The organism is Streptomyces sp. NPDC102441, from assembly GCF_044765585.1.
GTDB lineage: Bacteria > Actinomycetota > Actinomycetes > Streptomycetales > Streptomycetaceae > Streptomyces.
In genome coordinates this window covers 109,659-133,826 of the sequence record NZ_JBIWKH010000014.1, presented here as the reverse complement: position 1 = coordinate 133,826, position 24,168 = coordinate 109,659, and the positions used below count along the sequence as shown (strand labels likewise).

The 24,168-nt window shown below is 67.2% G+C and carries 19 protein-coding genes; 9 read left to right on the top strand and 10 right to left on the bottom strand.

The annotated features are described in order from the left end of the window. Positions 1–59 precede the first annotated feature (59 nt). The 4 genes from ACIREO_RS28635 (at position 60) to ACIREO_RS28620 (ending at position 3,310) form a co-directional block, all read left to right on the top strand. Complete coding sequence (locus tag ACIREO_RS28635) at positions 60–449, top strand: VOC family protein (protein WP_404115328.1); 390 nt, start codon at positions 60–62, stop codon at positions 447–449. Positions 450–552: 103 nt separating this feature from the next. Beyond that, positions 553–2,091 carry an endonuclease/exonuclease/phosphatase family protein gene (locus tag ACIREO_RS28630; protein WP_404115326.1) on the top strand — a complete coding sequence of 513 codons (1,539 nt, stop codon included), beginning with the start codon at positions 553–555 and terminating at the stop codon, positions 2,089–2,091. 328 nt (positions 2,092–2,419) lie between these two features. Then, positions 2,420–3,142 (top strand): hypothetical protein, encoded by a 723-nt coding sequence (locus ACIREO_RS28625; protein WP_404115324.1) that lies wholly within the window; start codon positions 2,420–2,422, stop codon positions 3,140–3,142. Beyond that, positions 3,143–3,310, top strand: a complete 168-nt coding sequence (locus ACIREO_RS28620) for a hypothetical protein (protein WP_404115322.1) — start codon at positions 3,143–3,145, stop codon at positions 3,308–3,310. Between the two features lie 158 nt (positions 3,311–3,468). Here the strand turns inward: ACIREO_RS28620 and tgmC are convergent, their stop codons facing one another. From tgmC to ACIREO_RS28600, 4 genes are all read right to left on the bottom strand, one after another. Next, the gene (gene tgmC, locus ACIREO_RS28615; RefSeq protein WP_404115321.1) at positions 3,469–4,596 is read right to left on the bottom strand and encodes an ATP-grasp peptide maturase system methyltransferase; all 1,128 of its coding nucleotides are present in this window, start codon (positions 4,594–4,596) and stop codon (positions 3,469–3,471) included. Positions 4,597–4,774: 178 nt separating this feature from the next. Then, on the bottom strand, positions 4,775–4,993 hold the full coding sequence (locus ACIREO_RS28610) for a hypothetical protein (RefSeq protein ID WP_404115319.1): 219 nt from the start codon (positions 4,991–4,993) through the stop codon (positions 4,775–4,777). A gap of 202 nt (positions 4,994–5,195) precedes the next feature. Continuing rightward, the gene (locus tag ACIREO_RS28605; RefSeq protein WP_404115317.1) at positions 5,196–5,699 is read right to left on the bottom strand and encodes an ATP-binding protein; all 504 of its coding nucleotides are present in this window, start codon (positions 5,697–5,699) and stop codon (positions 5,196–5,198) included. A 425-nt stretch (positions 5,700–6,124) separates the two neighbouring features. Further along, a complete protein-coding gene (locus ACIREO_RS28600) occupies positions 6,125–7,063 on the bottom strand; it encodes a zinc-binding dehydrogenase (RefSeq protein WP_404115315.1) in 939 nt (312 codons plus the stop codon). A 110-nt stretch (positions 7,064–7,173) separates the two neighbouring features. On the opposite strand from ACIREO_RS28600, the gene ACIREO_RS28595 reads away from it, so the two are divergent. The 5 genes from ACIREO_RS28595 (at position 7,174) to ACIREO_RS28575 (ending at position 11,228) form a co-directional block, all read left to right on the top strand. After that, positions 7,174–7,788 carry a TetR family transcriptional regulator gene (locus tag ACIREO_RS28595; protein ID WP_404115313.1) on the top strand — a complete coding sequence of 205 codons (615 nt, stop codon included), beginning with the start codon at positions 7,174–7,176 and terminating at the stop codon, positions 7,786–7,788. A gap of 82 nt (positions 7,789–7,870) precedes the next feature. Then, positions 7,871–8,617 carry an SDR family NAD(P)-dependent oxidoreductase gene (locus ACIREO_RS28590; protein ID WP_404115311.1) on the top strand — a complete coding sequence of 249 codons (747 nt, stop codon included), beginning with the start codon at positions 7,871–7,873 and terminating at the stop codon, positions 8,615–8,617. Between the two features lie 746 nt (positions 8,618–9,363). Beyond that, complete coding sequence (locus ACIREO_RS28585) at positions 9,364–9,885, top strand: cupin domain-containing protein (protein WP_404115625.1); 522 nt, start codon at positions 9,364–9,366, stop codon at positions 9,883–9,885. A 306-nt stretch (positions 9,886–10,191) separates the two neighbouring features. Beyond that, entirely contained in the window at positions 10,192–11,040 is an 849-nt protein-coding gene (locus tag ACIREO_RS28580; protein ID WP_404115309.1) for a helix-turn-helix domain-containing protein, read from the top strand. Beyond that, a complete protein-coding gene (locus ACIREO_RS28575; protein WP_404115307.1) occupies positions 11,037–11,228 on the top strand; it encodes a DUF397 domain-containing protein in 192 nt (63 codons plus the stop codon). Before ACIREO_RS28580 ends, ACIREO_RS28575 begins: the two co-directional genes overlap by 4 nt. Positions 11,229–11,377: 149 nt before the next feature. On the opposite strand, the gene ACIREO_RS28570 is transcribed toward ACIREO_RS28575, so the two are convergent. From ACIREO_RS28570 to ACIREO_RS28545, 6 genes are all read right to left on the bottom strand, one after another. Then, positions 11,378–11,602, bottom strand: a complete 225-nt coding sequence (locus ACIREO_RS28570) for a hypothetical protein (protein ID WP_404115305.1) — start codon at positions 11,600–11,602, stop codon at positions 11,378–11,380. Positions 11,603–11,689: 87 nt separating this feature from the next. Next, the gene (drmB, locus tag ACIREO_RS28565; protein WP_404115303.1) at positions 11,690–13,546 is read right to left on the bottom strand and encodes a DrmB family protein; all 1,857 of its coding nucleotides are present in this window, start codon (positions 13,544–13,546) and stop codon (positions 11,690–11,692) included. Positions 13,547–13,548: 2 nt separating this feature from the next. Continuing rightward, the gene (locus ACIREO_RS28560; protein WP_404115301.1) at positions 13,549–16,797 is read right to left on the bottom strand and encodes a helicase-related protein; all 3,249 of its coding nucleotides are present in this window, start codon (positions 16,795–16,797) and stop codon (positions 13,549–13,551) included. After that, on the bottom strand, positions 16,794–18,710 hold the full coding sequence (locus tag ACIREO_RS28555) for a UvrD-helicase domain-containing protein (protein WP_404115299.1): 1,917 nt from the start codon (positions 18,708–18,710) through the stop codon (positions 16,794–16,796). The genes ACIREO_RS28560 and ACIREO_RS28555 overlap by 4 nt, the downstream gene beginning before the upstream one ends. Next, positions 18,707–23,506: a DEAD/DEAH box helicase gene (locus ACIREO_RS28550; protein WP_404115297.1), complete on the bottom strand. Its 4,800-nt coding sequence runs from the start codon at positions 23,504–23,506 to the stop codon at positions 18,707–18,709. Before ACIREO_RS28550 ends, ACIREO_RS28555 begins: the two co-directional genes overlap by 4 nt. Before the next feature lie 122 nt (positions 23,507–23,628). Next, entirely contained in the window at positions 23,629–24,003 is a 375-nt protein-coding gene (locus ACIREO_RS28545) for a hypothetical protein (RefSeq protein ID WP_404115295.1), read from the bottom strand. Between the last annotated feature and the right edge of the window lie 165 nt (positions 24,004–24,168).

Sequence of the window (24,168 nt, the reverse complement as noted above, 5' to 3'; positions counted from 1 at the left end):
CGGTCACGTCCGACCAGGACCTGCCCAGGACCCTGTCACGAGCTTCTAAGCTCACACCCATGCTGAGACTCGGAACTCCTGTCATCGGTGTCACGGACATGCCCCGCGCAGTCGCTTTCTGGACCGAGGCGTTGAGACTGGTCGCCGCTGAGGAGTGGGCGAGCGAGACATGGCGGACGCTCCACCACACCTACGGCTCCGGCCGGGCCCTCGGCCTGATGCTCAGCACGTCCATGCCCGAGCCGCGCCCCCGTATCCACCTGGACCTCTACGTGGACACGGCCGAGGAGCAACGGACCGAGGTCCGCCGCCTGATCGGTCTCGGCGCACAGACCGTCGCCTGGGACATGTACCCGCCCGAACCCGACTTCGTCGTACTCGCCGACCCGGACGGCAACATCTTCTGCGTGGTGGACCTGAGCCACGCACCCAGCGGCGGCCAGGCGTAGCGGATGCGGGATGCGGAGGCCCTTCCCTGCAACCTTCGGTGCGATGAACTCGTCCCATGCTGATGGTGTGTACACGTTGATCTCACATGAGGGGGAAGGGTAAGTGCGAAGAGCACTGTCAACTCTTGTTTCCGCCGCCGTACTGGCCCTGGGACTCACGCTGTTGCCCGCAGCGACGGCTCAGGCGGCAACCATCTCGGCGGACGCGGGAAGCGTGGTCAAGTCCGCCGGTGAGCGCTATGCGTTGAGGGCCGAGGGCAACGGCCTGTATGTCTCGGCCGATCCGAACAACAACGGTCGCATGACGGCCAAGGCCGAGAACGTGGGCTTGTGGGAGCGGTTCACGCTGCACACGAACCACGCCGGCAAGAACATCGGGCTGCGTTCCGCGGTGACCGGCTTCTTCGCCACGGCCGAGTTCGGTGCGACCGGCAACTACACGGGCATGATGCAGGCCCGGGGTGGGGTACTGGGGAGCTGGCAGCAGTTCGAGGTGGTGTCCCGGGAATCCGACGGGCCGATGCAGATCGCGCTGAGGACGGTGGAGACCGGCCAGTACGTCAGCGTCGAGCATGCTTCCGAGGGTGACGACAAGGACATGCTGAGGGCCCGGTCGGCGTCGGTCGGCAGCTGGGAGCGGTTCACCCTGGTCCCGTTGGGCCAGCAGGGCACGAGCGGAGGCAGCCCCGCCCCCGCCTCCGTCTCTTCATCGTCTCTGCATGTCATGACCTGGAACGTCTGCGCCAACAACAACCCGCACTGCTGGGACGAGAACCTGGCCGGCAAGGACCAGGTGAGCGCGGAGATCGCGGCGCGACTGCCCCAGCCCGGCGGCGACGGGGACGGCAGGAAGCCGGACGTGATCTTCTTCCAGGAGTTCTGCGAGAAGCACGCCAAGCCGGTGGAAGAGGTTCTGGAAGCCGCGACCGGAGCCGGCTGGGACGTGCGGTTCGCCCCCACGACGTACGCCCTGGGGGAACTCGGGCAGCCAGTCCTCGCGCAGTACGGCGTCCAGGCCCAGAAGGAATGTGCCATGGCGGACGGGCTCGACCGGGGGGCCTTCGGGGTCGCGTTGGCGGTACCCGAATCGAACACCTACTACAAGGGATACACCCTTGATTCCCCCGTCTCGATCCCCGGGAGCGGGAGCGGGACCGGCGAGGCGAAGAAGGCCGAGCAGCGCCCGGCTCTCTGCGCGGATCTGCCCTCGCGGGCACTTCACATCTGCACGTCCCACTTCAGCGCCGGCCAGGGATACGACGACCCGTCGGGTGAGTTCCGTACGAAGCAGGCCGCACAGCTCATCGGCATCGCCGAGGAGGCGGCCGCGGGCTACCGGCCCGTGTTCGGTGGCGACCTCAACTCGACGGGACCGGACTCGGAGGTCGCTGACAGCGGTGGCCACACGATTCTTGAGGGCGCCTACTCCTCGTACCGTGAGTGCGAACAGCTCGGTGACGTGAACAGGCCACGCACGGGCCGTGCGACGGCTGTCCCGGCCAAGGACGGCGAGCCCACGATGAAGATCGACCACATCTTCGCCCCGCGGAACGCGCCGTTCGCCGGTTGCACGGTCTCCGCCACCTCCGGCCACTCGGACCACTGGACGCTCTACGGCACGATCTCCCTGCCGGCCAACTGAGCCTCCGCACGGTCAGGGCGCTGCTGCCCACTCCGGGACGGGCGTGGGCAGCGGGGCCGACGGCGCATCTGCGCAGGAGCAAGGCGAAGTCCCGTCCTGGCGGTGCAGAACGGCATCGAGGGTGACGCGCCAGGCCGGGCTCGGCGTGGTGAGGCAGCGGGTCATGTTCCCGATGGAGACGGCCCCTCAAACTTGAACGCTGATCCCGGCGTGCGAGGTTGACTGGCAATCTGGGCCGATGCGATTGCAGCAGGTTGCTGCCTTATCGGATGCAAGGTACACGTCAAATGCTACCCTCCTCCCCTTATTCACAAAGGAGAGGCACCAAGTGAAGAAACTACTGAGTTTCGCGTCCGTACTGGCACTCTTGACCGGAATCGCCATTGTCTCGACAACGTCCGCCTACGCCGCTACGGACAGGAGCGGGGTGGAACGGCTGAACATCCCGAACAGCAGTGAATGCAGGGCAGGCCGCACCGTCATGCAAGGCATGGTCGCGGGGTCGGGTGGTCAGCTCTACATTATTTTCACCAAGGGGGGCGGGGAGGAGCCGGTCCTGTCCAGATGGTTGCGCGACGGCTCAACCTGGGACGGTGCCAGCTGGACCTGCGCTGGGGCGCCGACCTCCATACCCGCACTCGGTCACGGCAACGACCTCGCCTACCATCCGGACTATCGGGGCCAGGGTGCTGCCTTGATTGCCACCCAGGGGAGTCAATCGGCTTACCCGAGCGCCGATGTGACGATCATCCACCTGGACTCATCGGGATCCGTTGGCACAAGCGAGGTTGCCCATCTGCCCATCGGCAATATCAGCGGCCTCTGCTACAGCGCGACGGCGGCCGACGGAGCCGGCAAATATGCTGCCCGCCGCTTGGGTAACCTGTGGACCCATCCCGGTGCCGGTTCGCTGACGAGCGGATGGACGCTGGTGAAGAGCAACCTGACGAGTCACGACAATCGTTCCGACCAAGGCATTGACTGCTCCGAGAACTACATCTGGAACACCAAGTCCATCAACAGTTCAACGCCCGATACCGGGTGGAACTGAGTGTACCAGTACAACTGGTCCGGAGCTGACGTGGAGAGCGATATCGGAATTCCGGGGAACAACCTGACCGACGAGATCGAAGATGTTACCCACATTGGGAGCGACTTCTTCATCGGCGTCAACCGAAACGGCGGGAGCGCCGACTCCGTGAAGGTCTTCATCGAGTGAAGTCCTCCCCTCCGCACAGCTGAGATCCGCCAAGCGCGCGCCTCAGGCGCTGCTGTCGTTCCGAACTCGAGGGCGTCGGGTCTTGCAGGCCCGCCCCAAGCCGGCGACTGGGGCAAGGTTGCTGCCCCGCGCCGGGAACATGAGCACGCCTGCGGGTGTCAGGCCCATGCCAGACGCTGGCCCTCTGGTCCGACATGCAGGCGCATCCGCTCGGCCGACGGCCGCCCTGCTTCGTGCCAGCGGGTGTACTCCTCAGTGATGGTGTCCCACAGCCGCCGATGGCCGCCCTGGCGGACCAGCCACCGGTCGCACTCCTCGTACACCGCCGCCCAGGCGCCCGTTTTCATGTCCACGATCACCTGTTCGTTTGGCCCGTTGCTCGGCAGCCAGAGCCGCTGGGCGCGCGGCGCCGCGAACTGGGCGACGAATCGGGGCGTCCACGCGTCCAGCATGTCCCCTCCGATGTCCGTCGGCTCCGGCTCGGCGCCGTCCAGGTCGGGTAGCAGCCCTGGCGGAGGCGCCTGGTGAGGTCGGGCGAGCATGAACGAGACCTGTCCTCCCAGGACCGGTCCGCTCGCCGTCCCGTCCGCTCCGACGGTGAGCCGCACCAGCTCGGAGGCGCCCATCCACCCCGACACCGTCGCGAGGATCATTCCGCCCGGCCGGCTCGCGGCGATCCATGCGCCGGGCACGGTGTGCACGCCACAGGTCGCGATGATTCGGTCGTACGGGCCTCCTCCGGCATGGTGACCGGCGAGCCCGTCGCCGACGATCAGGTCCGGCCGCAGGCCCAGGCTCTCGAGGGCCACCGCGGCGCGGGAGGATACGTCGGCGTCCATCTCGACCGAGGTGACTCGTTCGTCGCCGAGCGCCTGGCTCAGCAGGGCGGTGGAGTACCCGGTTCCGGTGCCGATCTCCAGGACACTCGTCCGTTCGGTCACCTCCAGATCCTCCAGCATCCGCACCACCAGGCTCGGCAGGGTCGAGGAAGACGTGGGGCGCTGGGCGATCCTGCCCTCGACCTCGCGAGGTACGACGGCTGCCGCGACCTGGGTCACGAGCGTGTCGTCCTCGTAGACGCGGTCCAGGCCGCCACCCGTTCCGTCGAGGAACGCGGGCCGATACCAGCCGCCTTCCTCGTATTCGAACCAGCCTCCACCGAGGAACGCCTCACGTGGCACGGCCCGGACAGCCGCCTCCCACCGGGCGCTGCGCAGCACCCCGGCCTCGATGAGCCTGCGGGCGAGGGCGGCCCGGTGGTGGATGGAAGAGGTGTAATCGTTCACCGTCGTTCTTCCCCTTGTTCGAGCAGGTCGGCGATGGCATGGGTGAGGGGCAGGCCGGTGGCGGCCTCGAGCCAGGCCCACCGCCCGTTCGGGTTGCACTCCAGTTTTCCGACCGCTTCGACGGACTATCCTGCTTTGACCTGCGACTTCGCATGGCGTGCATGTTCGTCATGTCGGCTCATGGTTTCTGTCCGGCGTCGCGGAGCTGGGCTTCGAGCTGTGAGATGCGCCGGTCCTGGAAGCGGGTGTTGGAGCGGGCTGCCTGGAGGCGTTCTTCGAGGGTTCGCTTGTCCTGTGCGAGTTGGCGGACCCGCTGTTTGAGACTGGCGTTCTCGGTGGTGATGCGCTCGATGGATTCGTCGGTCCATTGCGTTTCCAGGTCCCGGATCTGGCCCATGAGCTGGGCGGTCCGGGTTCGTTGAGTGCGGATCTCGCCGTGGGCCGCCTTGAGGGCGTCCTCGGCGTTCAGGGCCCTTTCCCGCCAGACGGCATCGCTTTGGCCGTCGTTTCCGATGCCGGTCCGATCGTGGGTAGTGGTGTCGTGGTCGACTGCATCTGCGACCAGGGAGGATGCTGGTGCCGTGAGCCGGGATCTCGGCTCACATGTGCGCGGCGTGGCAGCGAGGCCCGTTCTCTGCGGCGGCTTGCCCGCACGCGGGAGTGCAGGGTTCCGTGGGCAGTACGTACTCCGCCCAGACCGTCTTCCCTGGGCCGACGCGGTCGCGTACGCCCCAGCGGGTGGTGAGGGCATCGACGAGTACCAGGCCACGACCGTGGTCCTCGTCGAGGGCAGCCGCGACATGGGCCGGCTGCGCGGGGTGAGTGTCGGACACCTCGATACGGATGACGCCCCGGTATGTGTCGTACGAAAGAAGCAGGGCGAAGTCCCGACCGGCCACTCGGCCGTGCAGCGCGGCATTCGCGGCGAGCTCGGCCACGACGAGCGTCACCGCGTCGTGGTCACCCGTTCCGCGAGGGTGCCCCCACTCGACGAGCTGAAGCGCGGCAAGCAGGCGCGCGAGGCGGGCTCCGCGTCGGGTGGCGGAGAAACGCTGGGTGAACACACGGGCCCCGACGACGGGTTGGCTGCGAGGGGTTGGCATGGGAGCCAGCCTGGTCGGGCGTCTGCCCTCACGGCAGGCACGGAGCCGATACAGATCGGCTTGTACTGGTTCACGCGCTGGACCGGGGGAGTCACTGTACGTAACCCGTATGGCTGAGGAGAATAGGCGGGATTTCGAGCGATCCACGCCAGGCGACGGGCAACGTCCTCCCTCGTGAGCGTTCCGCCTTCGCCTGCCGCGGATGACTCGTCTCCGCATCGGATGGAGCCGTACCTGAACCCGTCCAGCAGCACCTTCCCCGGCCAGCTCTGCTTGCTGTCCTGGCACCAGATGGCCTGCGAACCGGAGATCAACCGCGCGAGCCGTGCGTCGACGAAAGAGTGTGAACCTTCAAGAACCCCGCTCACGCTCCACGCCAAACCCCAACGCGATCACGCCAGTAGGGACCGCGACCGGACGGGAGATCATCCGAACGTGGCGACCAACCGTCCGATGACTTCGCCGCGCTCCAGCCGGCCGATGGCGTCGGCGATCTCCTCGAATCCGATCTCGGTGATGCGCGAGGACAGCTTCCCTTCGGCGACGAGGTCCAGCACCGCTGCGCAGTCCTCCTTCGACCCGGCCTGCGAGCCGACGAGCTCGACCTCGTTGAGGGTGAGTGCCTGAAGGTCGATCTCGCCGCGCGCGCGGCCGAGGCCGACCTGGACGACACGTCCGCCCCGGCGGACGGAATGGATCGCACCGTCGGTGGTTGTACCGAACCCGGCGAAGTCGATGACCACGTCGAGGTTTTCGCCGGCGAAGTCGGTGATGTCGCTTGCGACCCTTTCGGCGCCGAGCGAGCGCGCGAAATCGTGCACGCGCTCGTTCTTCTCGGCGACGAACAGCGTCGCGCCGAGTGCGAGTGCGGTCTGCGCGCCGAGCGAGCCGAGCCCACCGAGGCCGATGATCCCGACTCGGGAGCCGGCAGAGACGTTCCCCTGCACCGAGACCGCGTGGTAGGAGGTGAGACCTGCGTCGGTGGCGGCTGCCGCCTGGTCGAACGGCACCCCGTCGGGCAGCGCGACGACGAGTCGCTCAAGGACGACGACCTCGTCCGCGAACCCGCCGTTCTTCGATGTTCCCGGTCCCTCGATGGCCGCGGGGATGACGACCTTCTGGCCCACGGCGAACTGAGTCACGCCCGTCCCCACAGCGGAGACGACGCCCGCGATCTCGTGGCCCAGCGTGATCGGGCGGAACGGGAGCAGCGGCGTCAGCGTGCCGTCGAGGAACCCGACGTCGCTGTGGCAGAGCCCCGCGGCGCGCACGTGCACGACGAGTTCGTCCGCGTCCGGTACCGGTTTCGGCACCTCGCTCAGGGTGAGGGGCTTCCCGACTTCGGTGAACTGCCATGCGCGCATTGTCTGCTCCTTGGACGCTTTTCTCCTGGTGGGTGACCGGTTGCAGTGCGAGTGGCCACCCGGATCCATATTGGTACCTCGTCCCAAAAATACTCCTCTACGCTCGGACGATGACCACTTCCCCTACTCGCCGCGGGCGACCGCCGGCCTCGACCCGCGAAGCGCTTGAGGAGATCGCCTTCGACCTGCTGCTTCGCGACGGGTACGAGGCGACGACACTCCAGGCCATCATGACCGCCAGCGGTGTGGGGCGCTCGACACTGTTCCGCTACTTCGGTTCGAAGGCGGGGATCGTGTGGGGCGAGTTCGATCGCGCCGTCGAGCGACTGCGCTCGGCCCTCCGTGACGCCGATGACGTGCCCGTCATGGCGGCCGTGCGATCGGCGGTCGTCCAGTCGACGCGCCTTTCCCAGGCGGCGGCGCCGGACTCGTGGCTCGACCGTTTCCGCGTGCTGGACCGGGACGCCGCGCTTGTCGCGGAAGCTGCCGCGCACTGGCGCGTATGGGCCGAAACGGTGAGCCGGTATGCCGCGGAGCGCACCGGACTCGATGTGGGCGCTCCCGTCCCGGCCGCGATCGGCGGCGCCGTACAGGCGGCGTATGTCGCGGTACTCAGGGGCTGGGCCGTGGGGGACGAGGCGGTCGACATCGACGAGCTGGATCGAGCGCTGGGTCCGGTCACCGACGCCTTCCAGGCGGTGCTCGACGGCCTGCCGCGGGGCTGACTCGAGGCGCGGAGGGGCGAGGTGTATTTTTGGGACTGGGTTCCGAAATGCGGATTCCCCGTAGGGACGAAGGAGTCCTCTCATGGGCCGTCTGGACGACAAGGTCGCGATCATCACTGGAGCGGGCCGCGGTATGGGCGCTTCGCACGCCCGCCGCTTCATCAAGGAGGGGGCGAAAGTCACCCTCACAGACGTCAACGAGGCCGCCATCCGTGAGCTCGCCGACGAGCTCGGCGACAACGCGCGGTACACGGTGCAGGACGTCACGAAGTCCGACGATTGGAAGCGTGCCGTAGAGGAGACCGAGGCGGCGTTCGGCGATGTCACCGTGCTCGTGAACAACGCGGGCACTCTGGGGCCGATCGCCAAGACGGCGGACCTCGAAGAGGACGACTACCTCAGGGTGTGCGCCATCAACCAGCACTCCCAGTTCCTGGGGATGAAGGCGGTCATCCCGTCGATGCAGCGCGCGGGCATCGGATCGATCGTCAATATTTCGTCGCTCGCAGGGCTGCGTGCGAACTACGGATTCCCGAGCCTCGCCTACGTCGCCAGCAAGTTCGCCAGCCGAGGGATGACGAAGGCGACCGCGCAGGAGTACGGGCGCGACAACATTCGCGTGAACTCCGTACACCCGGGCTTCATCAACACCCCGATGATGGTGGAGGCGACCGACGAGGGGGGCGGTGACGCGCTGGCGCAGATCTCTCTCGGCCGACTCGCGGACGCGGATGAGGTGTCGTCTCTGGTGCTGTTCCTGGCGTCCGACGAGTCCTCCTACATCACGGGCGCAGAGCACAAGATCGACGCGGGCATGTCCGCGACCTGATGTCACACCAGCCGTGACGCGCTGGTCGCCGCCGTGGACCAGCGCGCCCCCAGTTCCGATGGGGTTGCGGACGGTTTCCTCGGCCAGTCCGTCGTACGGGGCCTGCTGGGCGCTCAGCACGATGAGCCGGCCCCCGTGCTCCACCGCGATGCCGGCGAGGCGGCGGGCTGCACCTCGTGGGCGTGTGGATCGCGCCCATCCCGACGCCGGCCCGGTCCGCGATGTCGCGTGCCGGCGTTTTCACGCCCGAGGCGACGAAGACCGCGGCGGTCGCGTCCAGCAGGGCCCGCTGACCGCGCTGGGTGTCCTTGCGCCTGGGCTGGGCCGGGTGCCTCTGGTTTCCGTCGCTGTCGTTCACCGCGCCAATCCCAGTGCCGGGCTTCAGCAAGCGGAACAGTGCTCTGTATCGTGAGCGGAGCAATGTTCCGCTTGCTCGTGATGTCAGAGCAGGGGCCCGTGGCCAGGCCATGAGCTGCCCCCACAGGCCCTGCCCGCAACGAAGGGACACCGTCATGCGGCACCGCACTTTGGCCACACCGGCGTGCGGGTCAGCTCTCTCGCGCTCGGCGCGATGAACTTCGGCGCCGTCGGCCGCGCCACCCCGGCCTAGTACTCCAGCCGGTCCGGCTGGAGTACTAGGCCCAAGGTCCCGGACGAAGGGCTACCCACAATCATGCTTGCGTCCGATGCCGGGCGCATCGGTGAAGGCCACGATGCAGGTGTACCTCAACGACAGGGAGCGCACGATGTCGTACCAGGAGCACCTGCAGTACCCCGAGCCCCGCTACCAGGGGGACAGGGGCGAGGTGAACGCGTCCTTCCGCACCGCTGACACCCCGCCGGACCTCACCTCGACCGGCGGCGGGGCCACCCACTACCTCGCCACGCACGAGTCGACCGGCGGTGAATTCGGCCTGTACAAGGTGGATCTGGCAGCACGGTCCGCCGGCGCCAAGACCCACTTCCACAAGGCGATGTCGGAGTCCTTCTACGTCCTCTCCGGGGAACTGGAGCTCTACAACGGCGAAAAGTGGGTGACGGGCCGCACCGGTGACTTCCTGTACGTACCGGTGGGCGGCCTGCACGCGTTCAAGAACGTGACGGACGAGCCCATGTCGATGCTCATGCTCTTCTCCCCGGGCGCCCCGCGCGAGGAGTACTTCGAAAGGGTCGCGGAGATGTCTCAGCGGAGCAGCGCAGAACTCAAGGAGTTCCGTGTGCGGCACGACAGTTACTTCGAGGAGGACCTCGGGATGGGAACGCTGTAGCGAACACCTTCGGAACCCCTGGCGGAATGAGCCAGAGCATGCCCGCAGCTCATTCCGCGGCGGGCGCTCGCAGCGGGCGAGGGCCGGCACGGTACGGGCCATGAGAGAGGTGCCTCGTGTGAGGGGCTCGCGTAGGCGCCCCGATCCGGTGTGGAGGTGGGGCCGTGGGGCAGGGACGGCGCCGATACAGATCGGCTTGTACTGGTTCACGCGCTGGACCGGGGGAGTCACTGTACGTAACCCTTGATGGCATGCGGTGCGGGTGGCCCCGCGGGCGGGCGCAGTGCAGAGGAGAGGTGGCCGGGCATGGCTTCGGACAACGGCGGCGGGGGACAGTGTGGCGAGCCGGAGCTGTCGGACAGCCTCAAGACGTTCGGGGCCGTGCTCAAGGCGCTGCGTGACGAAGCGCGGCTGACACAGGAGCAGTTCGCGCCTCGGGTGCGGTACTCGGCGGCGTACATCGCCAAGATCGAGCAGGGGAAGCGGTTCCCGCCTAGGGACTTGCTGGAGCGCTCGGAGGAGGTGCTGGGAGCGGCGGCGGCGCGGGTGCTGGCGGCGGCGGCCAAGAGCCTGACGCGGAAGGTGGGGCTGGCGTCGTGGTTCCTGCAGTGGGCGGCCATGGAGGAGGACGCGATTTCGCTCTACTCCTACGAGCCCAGCGTGATTCCAGGTCTGCTGCAACCCGAGCCGTACATCAGAGCGCTTTTCGAGCGCCGCCTGCCGCCCCTCGCTGAGGAACAGTTCGAGCATCAGGTCGCCGCGCGACTGGAGCGGCAGCTTCTCCTGGCGGCGCGGCCGAACACCACGTTCAGCTTCATCATCGAACAGGCTCTGCTGGAACGCCGCATGGGAGGCAGCGAGGTCACACGGGTCCTCTTCGACCACCTGCTCAGGGTGAGTCGTCTACGGAACGTGGAGATCCAGGCCATGCCTCTGATCCAAGAGGACCACTCAGGCTTCGAAGGCCCACTCGCCTTGGCCGAGACGGCAGGGAACCGGTGGGTGGGATACATCGAGGCCCACGACAGCAGCATGCTGATCACTGACACGAAAGCCGTGAGCGCGATGCTTCAGCGCTATGGCAAGATGCGCTCGCAGGCCCTGAGCCACCAAGCCACCACGGGTCTGCTGGAGCAGATGCGAGGAGCGCTATGAGCATCAATGAACTTGCCTGGTTCAAGAGCAGCTACAGCGGTGGTGGTGGCGGCAACTGCGTCGAGATCGCCGTACGTCCGGATGCGGTGCTGGTTCGGGATTCGAAGGACACGCAGAGGCAAGCGGTGGCTGTGTCGCCTCACGCATGGTCTGCGTTCACGTTGCTGGCTGCCGATTCCCCCCTCTGACATTTCGGTGGAGAGGGGCAGTCGGGTACAACGCTCGGATTTGCATCCCCCTGCCTCACACGACCAGCCGCCCTGGCCGCAGGCACCGATCTGAGCACCAAGGCCCGCTCCCACCGGCCCGAGCCATCCCGGGGCCGGTCAATCGTCTCCTACCGAATCATTATCGCGAACACGTCTCCGTTTGTTCCGGCGATCAGGCTGTCGAAGACCGGCGTGGCCGAGTTGGTTGCGCCGCAGTCGGAGTCGTGGTTTGTCCACCACCTCGAGTCCTGACCTATGACGAATCGGCCGACCCGGACATGCGCGCGCCAGTCCGAGGCCATTGCGCCCATGCGGCCGCCCAGTTCGGCCAGCGGAGCATCGGTGGAGGACATCGCACCATTCTGGCGTACTGGACCGGCGAGATGACCTGATCCGGCGGTCGGGGTGTCTGCCTGCTCCCGACCGCCTGCGTTCTGGGGTCAAAGGGTGAAGAAGCCCGGCACCCGACCATCCGGCGTTCCCACCAAGGCGGCGCGGTCGAGCAATATGTTGTTGTTCTCGCAGCTCGTCTCCGGGAGGAGCAGACAGGCGTGGCAGGCGGCAAGGTTCAGGCTGTCCGCGCCGCTCGCCTCCGCCTCCATGCACAGAGGGTCGTTCGAGCACCAACTCGCCCTGTGCAGAGCGGCCCGGAGGGAGGAGTCGAGACGGCCCGGTTCACCCTGCGCGACGACGCCGCCGAGACTGCCGGCGGAGTCGCTGGTGGCTGTGTAGATCAGCACGCCTGCCATGTCTTCGTCGCTGTAGAGCCGCTCTCGCAGGGACGCGGCCGGATAGCCGCCGTCCAGGCTCCATTCGTTGATCAGCATGTGGGCCAAGGCATGGAGAAGGAGGAAGCGAGGCGTGGCGGGTGAGGGAGGAATCGGCTTGTCCGAGTCGCCTGCCCGCGCCGACAGCAGTCTCTCGTGATTTTCACGGATGCGGGCGGCGCGAGCGACCTGAGCCGGTTGCTCCTCCCATGCCCGCAGCCGCTCCTGATCGAGGCGAAGGAACACACCCTCACCGCTTACTTCGAAAGCCGGAAGCCAACTCGGCTTCGCCAACGAGATCGCTGCCTGGCGCAGCTGGGAGTCGGCCGGACTCGGCTCCTCCACACGTCGGAACGACTGCAGCGCCCGTACCTCGCGCAGTCGCTTGACCAGCATCACCTGGGCCAGCCCGTGTGAAGAGCGCAAGGTGTCGAGGGGGGCGACAGGAGGTTCGCAGACGAACTCCTGTTCCTCCGTGGCATCTTCGGGGTGAGGCGTGGAGAGGCTTCGGTACTCGCCCTCGTAGAGCTTCCGCCGGTAGTCGCCGACACGCTTGGCGGCTTCCGTTTCATCTACCTGCTCGTCGGCGGCGATCTTGGCCGCTCGCCTCCGCAGCACCTCTGCCACCACGTCGTCGTCAGTGTATTTCGGGTGGTGGAGCAGCAGTTTCATGACGCGTACGAACGTCTTGATAGAGGTGGGGTCCTCTTCCTTCAAACCGTCGTAGAAGGGGGCCACGAGCTTGGCGATTCCCTCACTGTGCGGGGGGATGGACAGGGCCGAGTACATGACTGGGAACCAGACCGAGGAGGAACCACGCTGGAGGGTGCGGGGTGGCTCCTGGCAGCTTTCGGCCGGAGCATCCTTGAGCCAGGGGCGACGGCCACTGCACCGGATGCCGAGGTCCCGCAGCGCCTGGCGCCGGAACGACCCCTCCATGGAGACCATCTCCACGCCGCAGCTGCAACCGATCTGCACGGCCCGCAGGGATGCGGTCGAGCCGTCGGCCTGGAAGGTCAGTTGCCCCCCGCAGTTGCCGGTACCCGTCCGGTTACCTCGGTGGAGCCACTTCCAGTAGGGGAAATCCTCCAGATGGCCGTGGGTGCACGCCATCACGAAGCGGGACGGGACCAGGCTCTCCAGGCACGTTGAGCACTCGGCCCGTCCGGCCGGAGAGTTGAACTTTCGGAAGGACTGCAACTGATGACAGTGAGGGCACGAGTACATCTCCGGGAAGCGCACCGCCCGTACCCCGTCCCGGGCCGAGTCTGCATCGGGAGCGGGGGGCATCCGGAATCCGGAGACTCCCAGCTGCTGAGCCAAACGGGGCTCCGAGATGAAAGGTGCCTGGGAGATGTCCCACGAGTCGATACCGCGGATGAGGAAGGATTCGTTCTCCACAGCGATCATGGCTCCGACGCCGTACGTCGTAATGAGCTGGGCGCGACGGATCTCCCCGAGCTTGCGAGCGCTTCGTGCCGCTGTCGAGGGGAGGCCGCGGCGACGGGTACGAGGCGGTACGGGACCCATGGTTAGCGCTCCTCGAAGAAGGTGGACGAGGCGTCTACGTCTCGCAGACTCCAGAGTGTTTTCCAGGGCGAAACGGTGGCCGACTCGTCGTCGTAATTGGCCAGCAGTGCGGGGCCACGCGAGGCACGTGTTGCCTCGTAGACGAGGTTCGGGTGGTCGTGTGCCTCGCTCCTCCACCATTCGATGAACTGCTCGAAGGCCGCGGCGGTGGCTTCGAGCTCGGCCTCCTCGACCGTTGCAACCCGGGAGAGGAGAACCCTTCCGACTTCGTCGTGGAGATCGGTAAGAAAGTCCTCCACGCGTGCGGCCGCTTCGTTGGCACGTGCGGCAGGCAGCATCAGCCGAGCCAGGGCCACCACCACGGCGTGCAGGCCTCGGTCACGGGCCCGTGCCGAGAAGGGGGTGACGCTCGTGGACTCCACCTCGCGGTACAGGGCGGAGTGGAAGCTCTGGAAGTCCTCGTAGTGGGAACGGTCCCTGGACCTGGTCGAATTGAGCATGATCGCGACGAGTCCGGGGTGCTGTCGGCCGACCCGACTCGTCGCCTGGATGTATTCGGCAGTGGTCTGCGGCTGTCCCATCACAGCCATCAGCCCGAGTCGATCGACGTCGACACCGACGGAGATCATGTTGGTGGCGAGCAGTACGTCCAGCGCGTCCGAGCTGGGGTGTCGTCGCTCGATGTCCTTGAGCCTGCGGGAGATGTCACTGGCGTTCGCTCGGCTGCTCAATTCCGTAACGGCGTCTGCGCGGCGCGCATCGATGCCGTCCCGCGCCGCGAGGTGACCAAGCCGTTCCTGCACGTCGTCGAGAACCTGGAGCTCCGCCGCCGACAGCAGGCGCAAGCTGTTGAAGTAGCCGACCAAGGTCCAGTACGCGTCCTTCACCTCGGGAGGAGCATCATGGGCATGCGCCCGGTGAAGCAGCGCCGCGTACACCCGGATCAGCAAGGTGGCCTGGCTGGTGCTGGAGGTCAGGAGGCCGACGTAGCAGCGGGCCGCCTTACGTTCGCGAGGCGTCTCGACGGCGAACCAGGAGTCCCTCGCGTCGAGGCCGCCGGGCGGGAACTGCTCCACCCTACGGTCGAACAGGCGGGTGCCCTGCTCGCCGGCGCGTCGGATGGTCGCGGTCGATGCGATGACCTTGGGGCGCTCGGCCAACGCATCGACGGCTGTTTCGTACAGGCCGGTGAGCGTGCCGAGTGGGCCGGAGATGAGGTGCAGCTCGTCCTGCACGATGAGTTCGGGCGGCCTGACCCCGTCGATGTCCCGGTTGAACAGAGCCGCTGAGGCGGGGCGCCAGGGCATCGACGCGAACTTGTCCACCGTCGCGATGACCAAGGTCGGACGATGGGCGTAGACGGCCTCGTCGACGAGATGCACCGGCAGCCCTCGGCGGAAGGCACAGCTCCCTGAGGGGCAGTTCACCGTCATGCGTACGGCGTTCCGGTCGACCGCGTAGTCACGGGGGCGCATCGGCTCACCGCACCACGGGCAGTTGCGCAGTTGGACCGGGTTCTCCGTCTGCAACTGGAGGTTCTCGTGGCGTACGAGGTCGGCCAGCTTGCTCTCGGCGGCCGTCAGTGTGTTGGGAGTGGCCGAGCGGCCCACCCACATGCCGATGGAGATCTCCTCGTGTCCCAGCCGCTCCGGGTCGGCGGCCCGCAGCAGGTCCATGGCGCAGATCAGCGCTGCGGCTCTCTCGAACTGCTGGAGCGTGAGCAGCCGGAGCGTGTACCGCATGAGAACGGTGACACCTGCCCCTGCGGACCCGTCCCGCAGCCTTCGGAAGAAGGTGGTGAAAGCGATCAGCCCGAGATACGCCTCCGTCTTACCGCCGCCTGTGGGAAACCACAGCAGGTCGGAGACCTCCCGGTCCTTGTGTTCGGGATCGACGATCCCAGCCAGGCAGAGCAGCATGAAGGAGAGTTGGAAGGGCCGCCACCGTCCGGCCTGTTCGTCCGGGCGGCCGGACCTGCCCCCCTTGATCCACACGGTACGTGCTCGCTGGTCGGCCATGGCGAGGTTCGCAAGCCGGAACGCGCGCATGATGTCCGGTCGCTCGGCGTCCTCCAGCAGATCCACGCCCTCACGCATCCGGCGCAGAGCTCGGCGGCACAGCAGGATCTGATCCGCCGCAGCGGTGCCGTCCTCCGTGCCGCTCAGCAGGCGGGCCTGTTCCTCCTGGGTCAGGATCCAACGCTCGTACCCTGCCAGCAGGGCGCGCAGCGCCGACACGACCTCATGCGTCGGGTCTGTTCCCAACCCATACATGGTCAGTGGCTTGTCGTCGATCCCAGGATTGGAATCGGTCAGCAGCACCTCGTGGGAAGGGACGAACTCGGTCCGCAGGGCGGTAACCGTAGGACGTTCCGTCGATACGGCGCCCACGGGAGGTGGCGTCCAATCCCAATATGCCGCGCATCCATGGCCGATGGCGAAGCTCGGCACATGGCGGTGCAGGAGCCTGCTCAGCGCCTGCTCAGGGTCGACCGCTCCGAGAGTGGCGGGCCGCACCACGAACATCGGGCTGGTGCCGTCCTCCGCGGTGACGCTCAGCACCGGCTGGTAGAAGCAATGCGCGTCACGGAGGTCGTACCGACCGACCTCGAGACTGTTGACGACCGTGGCCGTCACGGTCACGGTCCCGTCCGTGGATCGGGGGCGGACCAGCACACGCAGTTCCAACCCCGGGTGAAGAACGAAGGCGTCGAGCAGCCCCGGCCGAGTGACGTCCACATCGACGGGCTCGATCCGCAGGGTGGAACGCCGCCAGTGCTCCCGCTGGGCCTTCGTGCTCCGCGCCTCGGTCCGCTTCGCGGCCACTGGCTTCCCCTCGGCATCCTCGGGAAGGTAGACGGCTGTGTTCACGGTCAACCGGATCCGTTCCGAGACAGCCGGGTCGACGGCAAAAGTGAGGCCGATGGACGACGGCATCCGCACGTTCGCCAGCGAGACGCCCAGATCACCCGGTCCTTCCTCGATGTCCCGACGGACGCCGAGCGGCAAGGTGTCCAGCCCGTCCCGCTCGGACTCCAGCTCGCCCTGTTCGGTCGTTCCGGCCTGGGCGGAGCTGCCGGCCCCGTCCGGACGGGAGCGCGGGAAGAGCACACCGACCGGGTACATGGTGATCGGTGCGTCATCCGTGAGCACCTCGTCCACCCCACTCACGGGGCCGAGGAGGTCCTGACGGAGGGCTTCGACGAGCGAGTCGCGCATCTCGTAGTGCGCCTGGTGGGTCGACCCGCTCATTCTTCGTTCTCCTCGGAGTCGTTCGCGTACCAGTGGAAGCGTCCCAGGCCGCACAAACGGGGTGCGACCCAGGCGCCGTGCGATCCCAGACCCGCAGCTTCGGTGGCGGCGGGGCTGCCCGCGACGCCCTCCACGCAGTCGATCCTCAGGCCGGTGATCAACGGTGGCCATCGATCGACCTCGGAGCGGGAGGTGCGGCGCAGCAACCGGGTCAGGTCGGTTCGGAAGCGTTCGGACACCATGGCGACCTGTCGCCCGCCGGCCACCACCGCGTACGGAGGTGACTGGTCCGAGTCGACAGGGATGTCGTGCAACAGAACCAGCTCTGCCTCGGCACCGGCGGCGACATCGGTCACCAGATGACGCCGGAGCTCCTCTGCGTCCTGTTGGAATCCCTCCGTTCCGGGGGGCTGTTCGTGGGAGACGTCCGAACCGATCAGCTCGATCCCGTTACGGGCCCAGGTACTACGACCGCCCAGGTACCAGCGGTCGATCCTCTTGTCCTTCCGGACGAGCCACGAGTTGGGTGCGTCCAGGACGTAGAGATCGTCCCGGGCCCGCGTCATGGCCACATACAGCAGCCGGGCCTCGGCAGCCGGATCGTAGTCGTACTTCTTCTTCCTGACCGGAGCCGGCTCCTTCAGTGTTCGTGGTTCGACGATCAGGACCCGATCGAACTCCAACCCCTTGGCTCGGTGCATCGTCGATATCACGAGCGAGGAAGGCGGCGCCGCGGTGAGCTCATCCGGCAGCCGACCTTCGGCGACCGCACGGTGCAGTGCGACGACATCTAGGGTTCCCCGACCACGGCCGCGCGCCACCTTCCGTACGGATCGCCACACCGCTTCCGGCACGCTGCCGGCAGGGATGGGCAGGTCTGCCAGCAGTTCCTCGAAGCGTTCCCGAGTGAGGGCGGTCGTGCCGGTCGCGGCGAGGAGCTCGGCGATCCAGACAGAGGTGGAGCGCTCGCGGGCCGAACGCTGCAGTGTGTGCGGCACGTCGGCTGCGGCCAGGATGCCGGACAACGTCAATGCCTGACCGTTGTCGCGGCACAGGATGGCAGTGGTGTCGGGATAGTCCCGGAGAGCCGCCAGTACGAACTCGTCTTCCAGGCTCCCGAAGTTCGGCGTCGACAACAGCAGCGCACGGAGATCACCGTGGATACGCTCCGCCTCGCCACCGGCCGCAGCCGGATCGCGGGGCAGCCGCTGCAACGGGGTGCCGTAGGGCAGAGCCATCCGAGCCGTCTCGCCACGGGCCCTGAAGTTGTCGCCCAGGTGGAGCTCCACGAGCTCCACGCCGAATGTGGCTCGCACCCACTCCAGGAAGCGGTCGGTCTCCTCGGCGCGCCGTTCCGGATCGGACACCTGAAAGCCGTACACAGCCTGAGCCGAATCCCCCACCACGGTGAAACCGCTGTTCTCCTGAAAGCGGTCCAGCAACGCCTCGACCATCTCCCGACGTACGCCGACGAGGTCCTGGACCTCATCGATCACCACATGCGCGGGCACGTACTCGCCGCCCTCGACCGCACCCTTGTCGATCGCCTCGGTGGCCGCCTCTATGCGGCCGTCGAAGGTGTACGTCCCCCAGTCCACGTCCGGATAGGCGCGGTTGAGCAGGGCGGAGGCCCAGCCGTCGAAGGTCTGGACACGGATGCGCTGTGCGGCGGCAGCGTGCCGCTCGATCCGCTCCGTGAGCTCGCGTACGGCGGCTCGGGAAAAGCTGAGTACCAGGATCTCCCCGGCCTCCAGCTCCTCGCGCTTCACCAACACGTCGAGTCGTCGCACAAGGGTGTGCGTCTTGCCGGCGCCGGCTCCGGCCGTGACGAGAACCCGGGCATCCCAGGGCTGCTCCACCACGGCCCGCTGCGCGGGGGTGAGCGGGTGCTCTGCGGGGAGAACAGGAGTCACTGGGCCTCGTCCCACAGGTACTCGAACTCGGTGAACGCGAGCTCTTCACCGTAGTTGGTGATGTTGTCACGTACGTTCAGTATCAGGCAGCTCTCCTTGCCACCGTTCTTCGGACCGCGCAGACCACGTCCGATCATCTGCTGGTAGATGTTTGGGCTGTAGGTCGGACGCGCGACGACCACCGCACGGGTGGCCGGTGCGTCGAAGCCCTGGGTGAGCACACCGTAGTTCGTGAGCACCTGGGTCCTGCCCTTGCGGAAGTCGCTGATCCGCTGGCGGCGTTCGTTCGTGGGCGTGCTCGAGTCGATCGCCGCGGCCTTGATGTCCCTGTCGCCCAGCTTGGCCGCGAGCAACTTGGCATGGGCGACGGAGGTGGCGAACACCAGCACCGGCCAGTCGGACGGCATGGCGGCGATCTCGTCGACGATGCGTTGACTGCGGTCGTGGTCCTCGGCGAGCCGCTGTTCCGCGCCCTTGGGCAAGGTGGCGAACGTGTCGGACTGGGCACGCTCGTCAGCTGTCAGGGCGATGGCGGCGCCCTTCAACTCTCGGTGTCTCACCTGGGCCAGTACTCCGATGTGCTGCAAGGACTTGATGGCGACGGACAGATCGCCGTCGAAGACCCCCGTGTCCAACCTGTTGCCGAAGCGCTGAACCAGAAGTCGGGTCAGTTCCGCGTTGTTCTTGTATGGGGTCGCGGTCAGGCCGACCAGGTGCCGGCTGGTCCGGTGATGGGTGAGGCCGAGCTGTTCGAGGAGACGTGTGTAGCGCTTGGACATCGCGGTGTGTGCCTCGTCAACGATGACGAGCGAGGCTGTCTCCCGCAACCAGGTGTAGTTCTCCTCCGTCAGGCAGCGGTCCAGCTTGGCGTCCGTCGCGACGACCAGATGGGGTCGTGCGTCCACCGGGGTGGCCTCGTTCGACGCCCACAGTCGGCTGATGACCAGGGGGTGCTCAGGGCCCACCTTCGACCACACGAAACTCCAACTCTGCACGGCCTGCTCGCACAGCTCCTCGGTCTGAGCGATCCACAGGACCGGGCCCGGGAGACTCTCGCGGTCACGGATCCAGCGGATCACGCCTTCCGCCGTGACACGCGTCTTGCCGGCTCCGGTCGGCAGACTGAGCATGCCGCGCTGCGGCATCGGGCTCTCCAGCAGCCCCAGAAGCGCTTGGGCGAGGTCTTCCTGATACGGGTGCAGGGCCGGGAACTCGATCGGACCCTCGACCTCCAGGCGTGCTTCCAAGGAGGGCACCTGGGCGCCGGCGAAGGAGTCGGGGAACCCGAGATCGGTGACGAAGAGCAGGGCCTTCTGGCCCCCGCTGAAGGACGCGGGCGCCCGGGTGGGGAAGTTCAGCGTGAGATCGTGGGAGTGAATCCGCAGGATCGCCTCGCCATGGGCGTTGAACGCCATCTCGGCGACGCGCCGAAGGCTCGGCTCGCTCCCGTGCTCGTGGAGCTCGCTCTCCATGAGCCCGGGCGGAAGCCCGCCACGCAGGGCTTCCTCGCCGAGGAGGAGAGCGATCTTGTCGATGACGCTCTCGGCCTCCCGGACCTCGCGCAGCCGCTTCTGGAGGGACTGATCGTGCTCCTGCCTCTCCTGGAGGGCGAGGGCCTGGCTGCAACCCGCAGGCCCGAAACCCCATTTGAACTCCTCGTCCGCGGCCTGGAGCACCTGGAGGCGGTCGAGGGAGTCCAGGACGAAGAGGGTCTGCCCCTTCCTGGCGAACGTGAGGGGCTTCCGTTTGCTCCCCATGGGCGTACGCATGATATGGGTGAGCTCGGAGCAGCGCTGGATCTTGTAGTTGCTTCCTGCCTGGCCGAGGCGGGCCTTGACCGTGGGGAACTCCTCGATGAGGGAGGAGGCCCGCCCGATCTTCACCGCGTCGATCTCCCGGCTGATGACGTCGGAGACCTTGAGCATGCCCCAGTCCTCGATCATCGCCTTGGCGGAGGCGGCGTCGCCCTTGTCGGCGACCAGCAGCGCAGGGAGCCCCTCGCGAACGAGTTCCTTGAATTCCTGGGTCCCCGTCGCCACGGCGATCTCGTTGTCCGGGCGTCCTTCCCAGGAATTCCCCACTCGGCACCGGGTGAGCACATCGTCCGGGAACTCGAACTCGACGCGGTGCAGCAGGGCATAGGCATGCCCGATGAAGACGTCGTCCTCGCTCTGCAGGAGAAGGTCCAGCAGCTTGCCCCAGCGACCGGCGGGGACCTCATCGGTGGTCGTGGGCATGCCCAGCCGGCGCGCTGCCTCCTCCGAGATCTCGGCGACCGGCAGCACGGAATGAAACGTCTTGAGCTGGGGACCGACGGCCTCGGACACGCGGGTCAGACCCATGGAGGTGCGTACGAGGCCGTGCCTGGAGATCATCCAGCGCAGCGGAGACACCACAGGCCTGCGCGTGTTGCCGTTGGTTCCGTACCCCATCTGCCAGTGCTGCGAGATGTCGGACGCAGGCAGGGCGGACACGAAGGCGCCGCGGCCTTCGTCGGACAGAACCGGCAGCAGGTGCAGCGGGCCCAGGGTCGCGGCACCCTCCACGACGAGACGGGAGATGTTGGGGCGCGGTGACGTGCTCGGCAGGCCGCGAAGGTGCTTCTCGTGCACAGCCTGTCGATACTCCTCGAACCAGGTCTCACCCTGTGGCCGATGTCCGCCGGTCGGGCGGTCGGACAGCCCGAAATCGCGGAACACGGGCCTGTCGCTGTCGTGGAAGTCCATGTCGACGGTGATGCCCTTGTCCCGGCTCCCGTCGACGGGTACCACCGGTCCGGGCAGGAGACAGTCGCGCATCGGTCGGAAGCGGCCGTCCAGCGTCCGGACGCGCAGCGTGTGCGAGGGCTTCGGCACCTTCGCGCGGATGCGTTCGGTCTGCGCGCTGCCCCCGGCGCTCCGGAGCAGAACCCAGAAGTTGGACCAGGCATCGGTGTCGTAGGTGGCGAAACCCTGGTCGAGGACGCCTTCGAACCGTCCCTGCGCGTCGGCGACCCTGATGCCGATGTTGTGCAGGTGCCTGGCCATCTCGGGACGATCCGAGATCGCCGGGTGCACGTAGACCATGTCGTCACGAAGGGTGTCGGCGGTGGTCCGGTGGTAGATCTCTCCGGCGACGGGTGCGACCATCCCATGGCCTTCGGTCAGGACGATCTTCGCCCGGCGAGCTGCGGCGGTGATCGCCGAATCCTCGCGCAGCCGTCCGGCCTGGTCCTTGAGCACCATCAGGGAGAAGATCTCGATGGCGTGGGTCGATGCTTCCGCGGAGCCGTCGGAGACGAGAGCTTCGAGCCAGTCCTTGACGCTCTCGGGCGTCTTCCCCGCCTGATCCAAGATGTGGTTCATCTTGCCGCGTCGGACAGTGGTGTCGGACGCGTCGACGGACGGATGGAGCCAGCCGGCCGGGCGACCGCTGTACTCGGCCCAGATCTGGACCCATTCCTTGTCGAGGCCGGGCGGCGTGATGAAGAGCTCGCGAGGCCGTTGGAGCACGCCGTTCTGGTCGGGCAGGGAGGGGCTTTCGGCGGCGTACTCCCACACGCGGCGCAGGAAGTACTCGTCGGCCCAGTTGAGCTTCTCCTTGGTGCGTCCCGGCAGCAGGGGGAGGTAGGCGGCGGGATCTTCGGCGGGCACGAGCGAGGGCAGGGTGTCGATCACCAACCGTGCCGCAACCTGCAGGAGTTCACGGTTGAAGGGGCTTCCGTCGAGAAGGTGCTGGCGATCCTCGTTCGTCTTCCACGGCGCGTTGAGGATGCCGGTCAACGACACCTCGTACTTGGTGGGGAAGAACGCCCAGAAGGAGCCCTTGCCGACAGGAACGGTGTGCAGGCCGTTACGCACGGTGTACTCGGGCATCGCCCAGGAGACCTCCAGCACGGGCCGGCCGTGAAGTTCGCCCGCGCTCTCCTCGGCCTCGCCGGTAGGGGAGTAGGAGGCCGAGAACACCTTCCACTGTTCCGTCGTCTGCTTGGCGCCGCTCGCCACCTCCTTGAGCGTCCGGTAGTTGCCCTTGTGTTCGATCGAGATCTCCCGGCGGACCGGTGGCATCGAGCGGCGGTCGTGCAGGAACAGTTCGCCGACATGAGGGGAGAACAACTGGAAGTGGGCGGGGAAGGCGTCGGTCTCGCGTCCGTTGCGACCCCTGTGGCCGACGATGTCGCGGGCGAGGCGTTCAGCGGCGCCCTTCGTCAGGGGCAGGCGGACAACGGTGGTGGCCCAGCGCAGCAGCTTGTCCAAGGTGTCGTCGTCGGCGCGTTCCTGCTCGACGTCGAGAGGACGGGCCATGCGGAGCACCGGGGTGTCCATGTGGAGCTCACCCTGGTGACCGAGAGCCTGCGCGATCTCGGCGGCGGACCAGTCCTTGTCGAAGCCGAAACCGAACGCGCCGTTCCCGCTGAAGAACTGGGGGGAGTCGCTCACCGAGAGAACGGACTTGACGCCGACACCGAACCGGCCGATCTGCCCGCCGCGCTTCCGGGAGACGCCCATCCGCAGGATCGTCTCGGCTCCCTCCGGCGTGACAGGGCTGCCCACGTTCGCGCAGTACAGGTGGCTATCGGTGAGGACCACGTGCAGCTTGCCGCCGGGTGCGGCCGCGATCTCGTCCGCCGCGTTCTGGACGAGTTCGTACAACTGACGCTCCCCGTAACCGCCTTGGGTGATGCGACGCTCGCCGTTGGCGTGCTCCTGTATCAACCCGGGATCGACCTGGTAGGTCTTCAGGACGGTCGCGGACTGCCGGATCACGGTCTCGATCACGGGCGGGAGCGAGGAGTCGGCGAGCTGCCGGTCGGTCATGAGTCACCTGTCTCAAAGGGTGAACGAACCAGGACGCGCGGGGGGAGCGGGTGTGCCGGCGCGTATGCCGGCACACCCCGCGGAACAACGTGGAGCTGCTGAGTGGAGGTGCAGCTAAGGGCTCAGGTGTCGGTGGTCGTGACCGTGGTAACGGTCCTGACGGTGACGGTCGTGGTCACGACGGTCACCGTCCGCCCATTCGTCTGGACCCGGCGGGTGCGGGTGACCTGGTAGGTGCGAGGGCGACCGGCGCGCCGAGGGGTGGTGGGGCGCCGGGTGGCCCGAGAGGTGCGGCGCACGGGAGGGTCGGAAGGGGTGGCGACCTGCTCCGTGGGCGCAGTGGTGCGCGAGGGGCGGGCGAGGCGCCGCCGTTCCGCTGCCAGGACCTGGGGGTGGATGCGGTGAGATGCCAGGAGTTCGGCCTGGAGCTCCGGGTCCTCCAGCTCGTCGTACTTCCGGATGAACCAGGACATCCAGGCGTCGTCGTCATCGATCATGTGGGGTTCCCCTCCCTATAGGCACGCCAACGAGTGCTCTTGACCGGTTGGTGTGCGTAAAGACCGCTTTGTGATCGAACATGAGGGCAGAGCTCTCCCGCCTTCAGGAGGCGCATCCCTCAACGACTCTGGCCGAGTTGGGAGTTGCCAAGACCGACTCTAGAG

Bases quoted from the DNA above. Each gene is read 5' to 3' on its own strand.
- ACIREO_RS28585 (WP_404115625.1), top strand. From the start codon at position 9,364: ATGTCGTACCAGGAGCACCTGCAGTACCCCGAGCCCCGCTACCAGGGG.
- ACIREO_RS28570 (WP_404115305.1), bottom strand. From the start codon at position 11,602: ATGTCCTCCACCGATGCTCCGCTGGCCGAACTGGGCGGCCGCATGGGC.
- ACIREO_RS28600 (WP_404115315.1), bottom strand. From the start codon at position 7,063: ATGCGCGCATGGCAGTTCACCGAAGTCGGGAAGCCCCTCACCCTGAGC.
- drmB (WP_404115303.1), bottom strand. From the start codon at position 13,546: ATGGGTCCCGTACCGCCTCGTACCCGTCGCCGCGGCCTCCCCTCGACA.
- ACIREO_RS28545 (WP_404115295.1), bottom strand. From the start codon at position 24,003: ATGATCGATGACGACGACGCCTGGATGTCCTGGTTCATCCGGAAGTAC.
- ACIREO_RS28550 (WP_404115297.1), bottom strand. From the start codon at position 23,506: ATGACCGACCGGCAGCTCGCCGACTCCTCGCTCCCGCCCGTGATCGAG.
- ACIREO_RS28635 (WP_404115328.1), top strand. From the start codon at position 60: ATGCTGAGACTCGGAACTCCTGTCATCGGTGTCACGGACATGCCCCGC.
- ACIREO_RS28610 (WP_404115319.1), bottom strand. From the start codon at position 4,993: ATGGGCCAGATCCGGGACCTGGAAACGCAATGGACCGACGAATCCATC.
- ACIREO_RS28580 (WP_404115309.1), top strand. From the start codon at position 10,192: ATGGCTTCGGACAACGGCGGCGGGGGACAGTGTGGCGAGCCGGAGCTG.
- ACIREO_RS28560 (WP_404115301.1), bottom strand. From the start codon at position 16,797: ATGAGCGGGTCGACCCACCAGGCGCACTACGAGATGCGCGACTCGCTC.
- ACIREO_RS28590 (WP_404115311.1), top strand. From the start codon at position 7,871: ATGGGCCGTCTGGACGACAAGGTCGCGATCATCACTGGAGCGGGCCGC.
- ACIREO_RS28595 (WP_404115313.1), top strand. From the start codon at position 7,174: ATGACCACTTCCCCTACTCGCCGCGGGCGACCGCCGGCCTCGACCCGC.
- ACIREO_RS28605 (WP_404115317.1), bottom strand. From the start codon at position 5,699: ATGCCAACCCCTCGCAGCCAACCCGTCGTCGGGGCCCGTGTGTTCACC.
- ACIREO_RS28575 (WP_404115307.1), top strand. From the start codon at position 11,037: ATGAGCATCAATGAACTTGCCTGGTTCAAGAGCAGCTACAGCGGTGGT.